The following is a 12,728-nucleotide window of genomic DNA, read 5'->3' on the forward strand; positions in this document are numbered from 1 at the left end:
ATGGTGATGAAGGCTAGGGAATAGTCTGTAAGGGGACGGCGCCTGTGGATTTTTGCATGTTCCATCTGTAGCAGATGTGGCCGAAAACGCGTCAAGCCTGCCAGACCAGTCTGGCGCCAAGACAGGCGGTGGCCTGTGCCCGCTGAACGGTCCGCTGCGCTGCGAAGTGGAAAGTAATAATCAAAATATGTCTTTTTGCAAGCTTCTGTTACCGCCGCCAACGCAGGCAAAAGGCTTCACCTTGATCGAGTTGATGGTGACGCTAAGCATTGCCGCTGTGCTGGCGATGCTGGCAGCACCGTCCATTGGCGACTACATCGTCAAAAGCAAGATGAACGGCGTGGGTGGAGAGTTCTCGGGGAGCATCCTTCGGGCCAGGAATGAATCTGTAAGCCGCAACACCTGCGTCACCATGTGCATGAGCAGCAAGGCGGGCGATGCGGCACCTGTCTGCACGACTACGGGCAGTAACTGGCAGGTCGGCTGGATTGCCTTTTTGAATACCAGTTGCGATGCCTCTGCTACCAAGCCTGCTGTGGATGGTGATTTGATCTTCGCGCGGGTGGCCAACGGCAGCGACGTACTTCTTTCTGCCGCAGGCACTAAGCCGCTCAGAACCATCATGTTCAACTCATCCGGCTCTCCGTCCTTGCCGAGCTCTTCCCAGTTTGGCTTGTTCTATCAGGACAAAGACAGTGCCTACAGCAAGAGATACGGCTCCAATATCTGCATAGATGCCCAGGGGCGTTCCAGGAGCATCCCGGGCAACAAGTCCTGCTGAGGGCAAAGAATGAAATTTGCTCATTCAATGACGCGCCGCACTGATGAAGGCGTGACTCTGATCGAGATGATGGTCGCGCTGATCATTCTGTCTATTGGCCTGCTGGGCTTGGCGGGGCTGCAGGCTGCCACGACGAAGTACCGAATCACCACCATGTCCCGCACAGCAGGGACCGGTCTTGTGTTCGATCTGTCCGAACGCATTCGCATCAACGCCGATGCCGCAGGCCCGAGCTTCATGCAGGAGGGCAGTAGCACGACCTCTCTGTACACGATTACCGCGGACTGGGCCACGCAGCAAAAGAACAGCAACTTTACCGTGACCAAGAATTGCAATTCCGCGGCCTGCAGTTCCAGTGAACGTGCCACCTTTGATCTACTGAGTTGGCGTCAGAAAGTTCGCGAAAGCATGCCGCAGGGATCCGCCATGCTTTCGGGCAACAAGCGTGACGGTATTGCCGTGACCCTCATGTGGTTCGACAAGGAGTTCACCGACGGCAGCTCGGATGCCACATTGCAGAAGGCACCCACCTGCAATGCCGACCAGAGCGGCATGGCTCGGCAGACCTGTTGTCCGGCAGAGGCCAAGGCGGTCGAAGGGGTGCGCTGCTCCCGTTTTTCTTTCGTGCCCTGAGCTATGAAAACGCACATCCAGCCACAGCGTGGCATGACTCTTGTGGAGCTGATGGTGGCACTGGCCATCAGCATGGTCATCATTCTTGCCGCCGTTTTTGTGTACATGGCATCAGTGGATTCCCAGCGCGCCCAGGACCGCAGTACTGTCAGCACCGAGACGGGGGCATTTGCCATGCAGATGATGGGGCGCGCAATTATGAATGCCGGCTTTTATCCGGCGCCAGCGTTGCCCATCCCGGTGGATGTAAGCCAGACCGGTATGTATGACACCTATCCGCCCATCCCTGCTGCTTCGCGGGTGTCTACCGATTGGGCGGATCCGGCCAGCGGCTGGCCTCCCACCGCCTTTCAGACCGGGATCTATGGCTGCGATGGTGCAAAGCTTGACGTTGCCACCAGCCTCTGCGGGACGGAGACCGCCAATGACCCTGATACCCTCGTGATCAACTACTTCACCAGCGATTCGATGGGAGGTGCAACGGGTTCGCGTTTCGATTGCACGGGTCGGGACGTGGCTTCCGACCCCAGCAACAGCGAGCGCAACAAGGACGCCGAGGGCGTGACCATCGCTGATGGAAAGCCTCCACGCCTGCCCCTGTTCGGCTCCAACCGCTATGCGCTCAGCGCAGGCACTGTATACGTGGGACAGACCGAAGTGAACACCAAGAGCCTGGTTTGCAGCGGCAATGGCAAAAGTCCGCATGGCACCGCTGACAGCACCGCCTATCAGCCGCTGCTGGCGGGCATCGAGGACCTGCAATTCACCTATGGCGTGTATTCGTCGGAGCAGACGCTTTCCCCGGACCGCTTCTATACGGCTGCACAGGTCAATGGCCTGTCGAATGCCAGCATCAATGGTGTCACCATGACGGGCTGGCAGCGTGTTGTCTCCATCCGGGTCTGCATTCTTACCAAGACGCTCAATGGAAAAACCCGAATCGCGGACAAGTCTGGCAGTGAACGGAAGTATGTGGATTGCCAGGAAGTGGAAAAAAACCAGCCGACAGGAGAGACCTATACCCGGCTTGTCCAGGTTTTCGGCGCCCGCAATGGCCTGAAGCAAAGTTACTAGGTCGCGTGATCATGTCGTCGCAACAAAAAATCAATCATCAACGTGGCGTGGCGCTGGTTGTCGTGATGCTGCTGCTGGTTGCCATCACGGGCATCACGCTGTGGATGGTCAAGCAATCGACCCTGTCCGAGGGGTTGGCACGCAATCAGCAGGATCAGGAGGCTGCACGCCAGGCGGCCGAATCGGCATTGCGGGACGCGGAGCGGGACATCCTGAATGTCGAGACCGCGTTGCGCACCAATGCCTCCTGCTCTCGTGGAGTTCAGGAGCTCAATCCCAACGACTTTTCTTCCACCTGCAAGGGCGGGCTTTGCTACATGGCTGATGCCAGCTATACGACCACGGACTGGGCTGCCGCCGCCAAGGACAACGCCACAGTTGCCGAGCCCTGGTGGCCTACCGGAAAAGGGGGGCTGTGGAATGACGATTTTGACTCCAAGCCCAGTCGAACACCGGTCAAGGCAACCAACTGCAATTTTACGGGAGGCGTGCCGCTTGGAACATATACAGGCGTTGCAGCCATTACGGGTGTGGCCGTGCAGCCCGAGTACCTGATAGAGATTTTCCGCAGAAAGCATGTACGGATGAATCTTGATGAAACCCTGGTCACATCGCGGGGCGAGAACGCAAATCAGTGGTCGTATATGTACAGGATTACAGCCCGTGGCTTTGGCTACTCGCAACGCACGCAGGTGGTGCTCCAGACCATCTACTTTCCTTGAGGTGAGGGAAAAATGAATACAAGAAAATCATTGTTGGCCTTTGTGGGTGGCTTGGTGGCTGCGTTCGCCTGCACTGCCGTTGGCGCGAGTCCGCTGGAAGTGTCCAGGCCACGTCAAGGCGTTCCGCCGAACATCGTCACATCGGCCAACAAGCCGATGATCATGCTGACGGCTTCGAAGGACCACACCTTGTTCGGGCCGGTTTACACGGACTTTGAAGACCTCGATGGCGATGGAGTGATCGACACCACATTCAAGCCCGACTTCAAGTACTACGGCTATTTCGATGCCACGAAGTGCTATGCCTATGAAAGCGGCATCTTCGTGCCCAAGGTGCTTGCAACCAAAACAGAGGTCACCACCGGGTCCGTCAAATCCACCAAGTTCAGTTGCCCGGCAACGCAGTCGTACTGGAGCGGCAATTTCCTCAACTGGGCGACGATGACGCGCCTGGATACCGTGCGCAAGATGCTTTATGGAGGTTTTCGCAGCGAGGACAAGAACGAATCCACGGTGCTGATGGGCTCCAGGCTGGTGCAGGATGCGCACTCCTTCGTCAAATACTACCGTGGCACGGATATCCGTGACTACACGCCATTCTCGACCACTGATCTGATAAAAACGACGGGCGCCAATGCCAATGTTTATGCAGGCCTGAGCATGTGTGTCACGGGCAGCAGTGAAAATCCTGCCTTGTCGGAACCCAATATCCGGCTGGTCAAGGGCAATGTCAGATTCTGGTCCACCGTGGAGGTCAAGCTCTGCCGCTGGAGAGATGACACGGACAACTACAACCTGGGCACCTTTGGCCCCAAGCTGGCGCGCTTTTATTCCGATACAGACAAGGGCAACGGTGGGGTCAAGCATGAAGAGAAGATTCCTTCGAAGACTGCGGACGGAGCCACCTATTCCGGCGTAGGCCCTGACCTGACGGTGAAGGTGAAGGCCTGTGTTCCCAGCCTGCTGGGCGATGAGCGTTGCCAGGCCTATCCGGCGGACTCCACATCCAACTACAAGCCTTATGGCCTGTTGCAGGAGTTCGGCTATCCGAGCACCAGCAACGCTGCGGCGCGCGTGGAATTCGGCCTGATCACGGGCAGCTACGACAACAACCATACGGCGGGTGCATTGCGCAAGAACATCCGCGATCTGGACGACGAGATCAACCGCACCACCGGTGTCTTCTGCCACAGCGAATCCTCGAAATGTGCAAAGAAGCTGGACGACCTTCGAGAAACGGGCAAGGGTGCCATAAAGACCTTCGACTCCATCATCCTGTTCGGACGCAATGGCACCTCGTATGGAAACGGCAAGACGCCCAGCAATTCTCCCGACGGGGATTTGCCGGCCTGGGGCAACCCCATAGGCGAGATGGTGGTGCAGGCCCTGCAGTACTACGCCTACAACGGCAGCAGTCCTACGCCCAACAATCCGTCATCCAGCAACAACGACACGACGGCGGGCATGCCCGTGGCGACATGGGCCGACCCGCTGGCCACGACGGATGCGCGTGCAAAATATGGCAATGCCATCTGCAGGCCCCTCAATATCCTTGCGTTCTCGTCCAATGCGCTGAGTTTTGACGGCCAGGCAGGAACGGCCTTTGGCACCTTGTCGAATACCACTGGAAATCTGGATTCCTACGTCAACAAGATCGGGGATGCCGAAGGGCTGACAGGCACATCGCGCTCCGTAGGCTCGGTGGGCGGCAAGGGGCTGACAGCGGCGGACGACAAGAATGCCTGCTCAGCCAAGACCGTGGGCACGCTGTCGGACGTCAATGGCATCTGTCCCGAAGCGCCCGCTATGGGCGGAACCTACCAGGTGGCAGGCGCCGCGCTCTATGGCAACACCGCCAAGATTCGCACTATCTCCAATCCGCCCTCGGATCTGGGCACGGTGGAGAACGCACTCAAGGTCCGGACCATGGCCGCCTCGCTGACCGGTGGCTCTCCGCGAATCGACGTACTGATCCCTGGCAGCAATCCCAAGAAGTATGTCTATATCACGCCTGAGAGCGTGCAGGACGGCGGAAATGTCAGTGCGCCGTTGACCTTTGCCTCCATCAGTTCCGGCGAGTTCTATGGTTCCTTCATCGTCACCTGGAATGACATTCTGATGGGCGGCGACTACGACATGGATATCACCGGCTTCCTGCGCTACGACTTGATTGCAAATGCCAGTTCGCCTTCTGGCTGGGATATCAAAATCACCACCGACATCCCGGGTGTCTGCGGGGGCAGTCCGGGAACCCATGGCTTCAGTATCATTGGGGTGCAAACGGGCGGCAAATCCGCCAATGGGCGATACCTGACCCACCAGCACTACAGCAGTGGCAAGCTCAAGGGCATGCCCGATACCTCCCAGTATCTCTGCGGTGATGACAGCTACCGCAAGCGGCTGATTGGCACCAAGACGTATGACGGCACGGTCTGCAATGTCACCGGCAATGGCACGGTCTCGTTCAGCGACGGCAGCAGCAGCAAATTCTCCGCCTACTGCACGGTCAAGAACGAGGACTATCTGGTGCCCATGACCTTCAACATGGTTGGCGAGACGGATGCACTGATCAAGGACCCGCTGTGGTACGCAGCGAAATACGGCTACTTCCGCTCCAGCGAAAAGCTGTCAAACGGCACCTACAGCACACTGACCATGCCGCCCAACCAGGCCAGCTGGGACAGCCTGAGCAGCGATGGAAACTCTGGCTCGGATGGTGTTCCGGACGGCTACTTTCTCGCACGCCGTCCTGAAATTCTCGAGGCCCAGTTGCGCCGGGTGCTGGATGCCGTGGCGAAGGACTCGAATGCGGCTCCAGCCATCTCGTCCTCTCAGTTCGTGTCAGGCAGCTACAAGTACGTGGCCAAATTCGACAACGCGACCTATTCGGGCGCGCTGGAGGCCTACAAGATCGATGCGGACGGCAATGTCGGCGCCAATTACTCGTGGGAAGCCGGGCTGATGCTCAAGACCGCTGCGGCGGGTGGCACGCGCGCCATCATCACCAACAGCGGCAATGGCAGCAATGCGGGTATCGCCTTGCGCTGGGACTCCCTGACCGACGCATATAAAGAGCAGATGACCACGGCTTCAGCCAACAAGCTCAGCGTGGACAACGCCAAGCTGGCCTTGAACTATGTGCGCGGCGACCAATCTCTGGAGGGCGCCTCCGCTCTGCGCCAGCGTGGCAATAGTCTGCTGGGCTCCATCGTGAACGGCACACCCTGGATACAGGATCGCCCTCAGGCGCTGATTCAGGGCAATGCCGACTACACCAAGTTCTATGGCGACAACCGTAGCCGCAAGAAGCTGCTGTGGGTGGCAGCCAATGACGGCATGCTGCACGCCTTCGATGCGGAAAATGGCAATGAGCTGCTGGCCTATGTGCCGGGGGTGCTGGCCAATCGCCTGCCCGAGCTGCCGCTGCAGCGCGACACTTCCAGTCGCACCAAACTCAACAACGCCAATTTCACACTGGATTCCACCGAGACCTTGCCGCAGGGCACGATCTGGCCCTATGTGGACGGCAATCCTTTTACGGCGGACGTCTTGGTGACATCGGGCTCCAAGTCGGTGTGGCGGTCTTATGTCTTCGCATCGCTGGGTCGCGGTGGACGCGCCGTGTTTGCTCTCGATGCGACCGACCCTTCGAGCTTCTCGGAGTCCAATGCGTCCAGCATCTTCAAATGGCAATTCACGTCGGACGATGATGCGGATCTCGGCTATATCACCGGCGATGTGGGTATCCATACCACCAGCAATCAGGCCACACCCGTGGCGAAGATGAACAACGGCCAGTATGCGCTGCTGCTGGGCAACGGCAACAGGTCTCCCGGTGGCAAGGCGGTGCTCTATATCCTCTACATGGATGGCCCTTCGAGCGGCAGTTGGAGCGGGCGCTATACCAAGATCGTCGCCGATGCTGGCACCGGCAATGGCATGGCCATGCCACGCTGGGAGGACTACAACGGCGACGGTACGGCCGATGTGATCTACGCAGGGGATCTCAAGGGCAATCTGTGGAAGTTCGATGTGTCCAGCACGACGGCAGACAACTGGGGCGTAGCCTACAAATCCACGTCGTCCGCCAACCTTCCCTTGTTCCGAGCCCAGTACACCACGGGCACCGGAGCCTCGGCTGTCACGACGCAACTGCCCATCACAACAGCGCCGCAGACCTTGTTCATGGGGCGTGGCGGCATGCTGGTCACCTTCGGTACTGGCAATGCATTTGAAACCGGGGACTTCCCTGCGACGGGCACCACGCAACGCGTCTATGGCATCTGGGATCGCCCTGGTATGCCCACGTCAAGGGCGTTACCGGCCTGGTCGGGCAGCACGCTGGTGTCCCGTGCATATACGCGCGATAGTGCGGGCAATGTCTACCTATCTTCCGATGGAACGGCGCTGGACTGGTCACAGCACGATGGCTGGTACATCGCCCTGCCTGGCTCGGCCGAGGCCGTGCTCGCCGATCCGTCGCTGGATGCGGGCGTGCTTTCTCTGGTGGGGGTCCGGCCCAAATCGGATTCCAACCAGTGCTCGGATACGCCCAACACGACCCTTTACACTATCGATCCTATTTCCGGACGTGCTGAGCGCAATGTGCAAGGCACGATGGTGGTGAACTCCAAGACGGTCATCATCGCCGGCAAGGACATTGGCGGTGACCAGCGCGTGCGCGTGGTGAATGACCGCTCCAAGAAGCCCTTCACCAAAAACTGCAAGGCGGGCGAACCTGGATGTACTTGCACGGGCAGTACCTGCGAGAAGGCCTCACCCACCTGCGGCCCTGGCATGGGTGCCAAGCGTGTGGTGGGCCGCAATGCGGACGCCATCATGTGCTTCAGTTCTTCTCCCCGCATGCAGTGGCGTGATGTCCCCGGCCTGAGGACCAATCAATGAAAAGAGATTCTCGATTGATGGCGGGTTTCACGCTGATCGAACTGATGATTACCGTGGCCATCGTCGCCATCTTGGCCTCTGTGGCCTACCCCTCCTACAAGGAATATGTGGCCAAGAGCCGCAGGTCCGAGGCCAGAACCGTTCTTTCGTCTGCTCAGCAGTGGATGGAACGGTTCTATTCGGAGAATTTCCGCTATGACAAGAACAGCGCTGGAACCGCCGTGACCAATTCTGCGCTGTTCCCTGCATATTTCTCGGTATCTCCCCCCAAGGGGCAGGGCACAGCGGTCTATGACATTTCGGTTGTGGTGACTGAGGATGTGCGGGATGCCTACTCCATCAAGGCCGTGCGAAAGGCATCTGCCGGCATGGCCTCGGATCGCTGCGGCGATTACTACCTGGACCAATATGGCCGCAAGGACTTGAAAGAGTACAGTGACAAGTATTTCGCCAACAAGCAGGCGGCCATGGACTACTGCTGGCGATAGTTGGCAGAGGGCCTAGGCTACCGCTGACCTCCTGAAATGGTCTCCAAATTGTCCTCGCAATGGATGGCTCAGGCCATCGAGCTTGCCACGCAAGCGCTGTTCAGAACCTCCCCCAATCCTCGGGTCGGCTGCGTCATCGTCGACTCCCGGGGGGTGTTGCTGGGTCAAGGCGCCACCCAGCGCGCGGGAGGTCCGCATGCCGAAGTCATGGCCTTGCGCGATGCCCAGTCCCGAGGGCACTCCGTGCGAGGCGCCACTGCCTATGTGACCCTGGAGCCCTGCGCTCACCATGGCCGCACAGGGCCGTGCTGCGATGCGCTGGTGGAGGCCGGCATCGGCAAGGTCGTGGCGTCGTTGACGGATCCCAATCCCCGCGTGGGTGGCCAGGGCTTTGAGAGGCTGCGCGCCGCAGGGGTCGAGGTTGAGATTGGTGATGGCGCAGATCAGGCGTGGGAGCTGAATCTGGGTTTTTTCAGCCGCATGCTTCGTGCCAGGCCCTGGGTGCGCGCCAAAGTGGCGGCTTCTCTGGATGGCATCACTGCATTGAGCAATGGGCAGAGTCAGTGGATCACCTCTGCCGAAGCCCGGCATGATGGCCATGCCTGGCGCGCCCGTTCCTGTGCGATCCTGACGGGCATAGGCACGGTGCTTGCCGACAATCCTCGCCTGGATGTCAGAGAGGTAGAAACGTCCCGGCAGCCCATGCTCATCGTGGTGGATAGCCAGCTCCAGACACCTCCGGATGCACTCTTGTTTGCTGCGCAACGCAAGGTCGTCATCTACACGGCAGTCAGTGATTTGGCATCAAACCGCGCGCTTGCGCTGCTGGAGCGTGGAGCGCAGTTGCAGTATGTGCCTGATGGTCTGGGGCGTGTGGATGTGCCCGCCATGATCCATGATCTGGCCAGGCTGGAAGTGAATGAGCTGCACGTCGAGGCCGGCCATCGGCTCAATGCTGCGCTTGCCGAAGCAGGGCTGGTAGACGAATGGTTGGCCTATCTGGCGCCCAAGCTTCTATGGAACGGAGCCGGTTGGGCCGATATGCCCTCTTTGAGCAGACTGGCCGATGCTCAGGCCATGTCATTCCATTCAGTCTCAAGTGTGGGAGGCGACCTGCGGGTGCTTCTCCGCAAGGTAGGGGCGGATCGGCTTGGGTTGAGCTGCGCAACCTGAGGCGTCATGCGCAGCCGCAGCTACTGCTACCGCCCCCAGCACTCCACCGCAGTGGTATTCACACCCAGGCCGAGCGCATCACGCTCGCCCGTATGGGTCAGCGTGAAATCGCCACATCGGTCACCGAACTGGGAGCCGCGGCGTGTGGCGATCAGGGTGTAGGTGTCGTCGTCGTGGCCGCTGGTTGACAGGAAGTCGATGGTGTAGCGCTTGCTGGAGTCGTGGGCCCAGGTCAGATCTGCTGGCAACTCGGTGGGGTAGGTGCCGTTGGCGGTGGCGGCGCGCTCCAGCCATTGCTGGGCCTGGAGCAGGCCGGCGCGGGCGTCGGCGCGGTGGACTGCGCGGATGTACTCGTTGTAGCTGGGCACGGCGACCGTGCCGAGGATGACGATGACGGCCACGACGATCATGAGTTCGATGAGCGTGAATCCTGGGGATTGAGGGCGGCGCATGTGGTGCCTCATTTCATTTGGCGCCAGCTGGGGCGCAGGGATTGCTCCGGCATGCGGGCGAGTACATTGCGGCGGCCTTCGGCGTCGTAGCCGATGGCGTGATGGCCCTTGTGGAGCAAGGCCTGGGATCCCCTGGCGACGCTTGCGCGCGAGACCTCCTCATCTGCCGTGCCGTAGACCCCATCGCCGTTGCTGTCCATCAACGGAACGCCGGGTCGCTTGCCATCCATGATGTTCATGAATGTCAGGAATTGGCGCTCCTCGCTCGCATTGCAGGCGTCGGGCGGGCTTGCGCTTTCGCCGGGGCGTTTGGGGGATCCGGCAGGTATCTGGCTGTAGATCGCGAGGATGTTGCTGCCGTCGTAGAAGCCCATTGGCTTGAGCAGGCGCTCGCCCGGCAGGGGCAGGTCCATGTACCAGCCTTTGTGCCGCGTCCAGTCGAGGTCGGTCGTGGAGTCAACGCGCCAGAAGCCTTGGCCGGCCGCCGCTACCGGCTGATGGTTCACCGAGCGCCTGGCCAGTTCTCCGATGCCTGAAACGGGTGCCGCTCGCTGTCCGTCAGGCTGCCTGCAGTCCGAATCCTTGCCATCGAGGCAAGCTTGCACTCTGCCGTCCGCGAGCAGCCTGTAGCGGGTGCTGTCGAGGATGGAATAGATGCTCTGGACCGCTGTGTTGCCAGAATCCTGCCGCGTGATGTGGCGTCCGGTACCGAATGCCACCAGCATGCCGCCTGCCGTCAAGCGCTCGCGCCCTTCTTTGGCATTTTTGCTGGCCCTGCGCCGGTCATTGGCGCGTACGGAAGGAGGGGCGGTGATGGCTTGACGCAGGTTGCGAGTGGCCGATGGAGAACTGCCACCCCAGGCTGTGTACAGCGGCCGGCCGTCGAAGGCCACGCCCCAGCGGGAGGAGGCACCGCTGGCGATGAGAAATTTCCACAGATTGCCCTGGATGTCACCTGCGTAGACCACATCGGGCCGGCCGTCTCCATTGATGTCCACAAGGCGCGGGGCGGAGAGTCCGTTGCGGGTAGTCTCGGGGGTGGTGCCGGTTGGGGTATTGCCCGTGGCAACGAGGCGCAACAGCTCCTGGTTGCCATCGAGGTACTGGATCAGCAACACGGGCCGCTGGTTGGTGCTGTGGTAGCCGTTGCCCGTCACCAGTGCCCAGCGGTTGTTGTTCAACTGCGTGATCTGAGTGCTGCGTTGCGGGTTGGCATCGTCCAGCACGGGCGCCGCCAAAATATGGCCCAGGTCCTTGTTTTCCTGGCAAGTGGCGCGCTGGCGCACGTCATCCAGGCTGGTGCAGTCGCCGGGATCGCTGTTGCGTGTCTGGGTTCGGTCAAGCAGGACCAGCGAGCTGGCACCGGACTCGCTGAAAGCCTCCGGATGGGTGATGTCCAGCACGAAGTAGCCCTTGGCTCCGGCGCCCGCCATGCCAGCCAGCACAGTGCGCCACTGCGAGGACGCAACGCTGCCCGAGGGGATGTCGCCGCTCATGACTGAGCCGTCCACAAAGTAGCGATGCCGGGCGTCATAGTCGGGGTCGGAAAGTCTTGCCAGTCCGGAGATCACGCCTCGTGGGATGTAGGCGATCTTTTCCCTGCCGTCGGTGGCCGAAAAGCCATGCAGCATGCCGTCATTGCCGCCTGCATAGATCATGGGCTGGCGTTTCTGCTGGGCGAGGGTATAGGCGGCATAGCCCGGCAGGGGCCAGTTGTCCACGGGATGACCGGTATGCCAGATCTGGGAGTTGACGATGTCGCCCTGGCGCGAGCTGCGCTGGCGAAAAGGACGGGTGGGGCCAACGCGCGGCGGTTGTCCCGGCGCTTCCATGCGGCGGTCGCCGCGTATGAAGTTGAGCCTGTGCTTGCCCAGGTTGTCTGCTCTTCCTTCGACATCGATGCCCAGGGAGGCTTTCTGCAGGTGGTCGAGTTCATTCCACTTGAAGGACACGCCTCTTTGCAGTCTGTCGCTCCAGGTCAGGATCAGACGGTCATTGATTGCCTGTTCGTCGCTGAGTGCATCCAGGTGGCCGGCCGTGGTTTTGCCTTGCCAGCCGGCTGTTGCGGTGAGGCTGCCATCGGCCTGGACGGTTTCTGCGCTGATCCAGCCGCTCCAGGCCGCTTTTGCCCTGTAGCGGGCGCTGAATATGTCCACGCCGGCCCGCGTAATCACGCTGCCGCTGGAGGCCATGGAGCTGCTGCGGCCCTTGGCATCTGCCTGTTGTCCGGCCGGGCAGTCTTCAATGGGCGCGGCGAATTCGGTGCCATCTGCCTGAACCCTGGCAATTGGAGTGTCTGCCTCCAAGACCTGCTGGACCTGGATGGGTGCCGGCAGGCCAGGCTTTATCGTGACCTTGACTCGGGGCCCAAGCGACGACTGGATCATATCCATTGCCTGGCTGTTTTGCGCGGCCAGGACTGCAGCGGCCATGGCTGCGGCTGTCGGCGCTGGCAGCAGGATGCGCCGGAGCCAGGGATGGCAGAGGTGGGGCATGTCAG

9 protein-coding genes are annotated in these 12,728 nt (G+C 60.4%); 7 read left to right on the forward strand and 2 right to left on the reverse strand.

Annotated features, from left to right (window positions below; translation table 11 throughout):
* Positions 1-76 precede the first annotated feature (76 nt).
* The 7 genes from U6958_RS09350 to ribD are packed head-to-tail and all read left to right on the forward strand — an operon-like array spanning position 77 to position 9,776.
* The gene (locus U6958_RS09350; protein WP_244160450.1) at positions 77-781 is read left to right on the forward strand and encodes a GspH/FimT family pseudopilin; all 705 of its coding nucleotides are present in this window, start codon (positions 77-79) and stop codon (positions 779-781) included.
* Between the two features lie 9 nt (positions 782-790).
* The gene (pilV, locus tag U6958_RS09355; protein WP_074921038.1) at positions 791-1,414 is read left to right on the forward strand and encodes a type IV pilus modification protein PilV; all 624 of its coding nucleotides are present in this window, start codon (positions 791-793) and stop codon (positions 1,412-1,414) included.
* A 3-nt stretch (positions 1,415-1,417) separates the two neighbouring features.
* Positions 1,418-2,488 (forward strand): PilW family protein, encoded by a 1,071-nt coding sequence (locus U6958_RS09360; RefSeq protein ID WP_074921037.1) that lies wholly within the window; start codon positions 1,418-1,420, stop codon positions 2,486-2,488.
* Between the two features lie 11 nt (positions 2,489-2,499).
* Positions 2,500-3,210, forward strand: a complete 711-nt coding sequence (locus U6958_RS09365; protein WP_083393570.1) for a PilX N-terminal domain-containing pilus assembly protein — start codon at positions 2,500-2,502, stop codon at positions 3,208-3,210.
* Between the two features lie 12 nt (positions 3,211-3,222).
* Positions 3,223-8,115: a pilus assembly protein gene (locus U6958_RS09370; RefSeq protein ID WP_074921035.1), complete on the forward strand. Its 4,893-nt coding sequence runs from the start codon at positions 3,223-3,225 to the stop codon at positions 8,113-8,115.
* A complete protein-coding gene (locus U6958_RS09375; protein ID WP_074921034.1) occupies positions 8,112-8,603 on the forward strand; it encodes a type IV pilin protein in 492 nt (163 codons plus the stop codon). Before U6958_RS09370 ends, U6958_RS09375 begins: the two co-directional genes overlap by 4 nt.
* A 36-nt stretch (positions 8,604-8,639) precedes the next feature.
* Complete coding sequence (ribD, locus tag U6958_RS09380; RefSeq protein WP_074921033.1) at positions 8,640-9,776, forward strand: bifunctional diaminohydroxyphosphoribosylaminopyrimidine deaminase/5-amino-6-(5-phosphoribosylamino)uracil reductase RibD; 1,137 nt, start codon at positions 8,640-8,642, stop codon at positions 9,774-9,776.
* A 26-nt stretch (positions 9,777-9,802) separates the two neighbouring features.
* Here the strand turns inward: ribD and U6958_RS09385 are convergent, their stop codons facing one another.
* Together U6958_RS09385 and U6958_RS09390 are read right to left on the reverse strand one after the other, a co-directional pair.
* Positions 9,803-10,228, reverse strand: coding sequence for a type IV pilin protein (locus tag U6958_RS09385; protein ID WP_074921032.1), 426 nt, complete (start codon positions 10,226-10,228; stop codon positions 9,803-9,805).
* A gap of 8 nt (positions 10,229-10,236) precedes the next feature.
* Positions 10,237-12,723: a pilus assembly protein gene (locus U6958_RS09390; protein WP_074921031.1), complete on the reverse strand. Its 2,487-nt coding sequence runs from the start codon at positions 12,721-12,723 to the stop codon at positions 10,237-10,239.
* Positions 12,724-12,728: the final 5 nt, after the last annotated feature.

Source organism: Delftia lacustris (genome assembly GCF_040267515.1).
Taxonomy (GTDB): Bacteria; Pseudomonadota; Gammaproteobacteria; order Burkholderiales; family Burkholderiaceae_C; genus Comamonas; species Comamonas tsuruhatensis.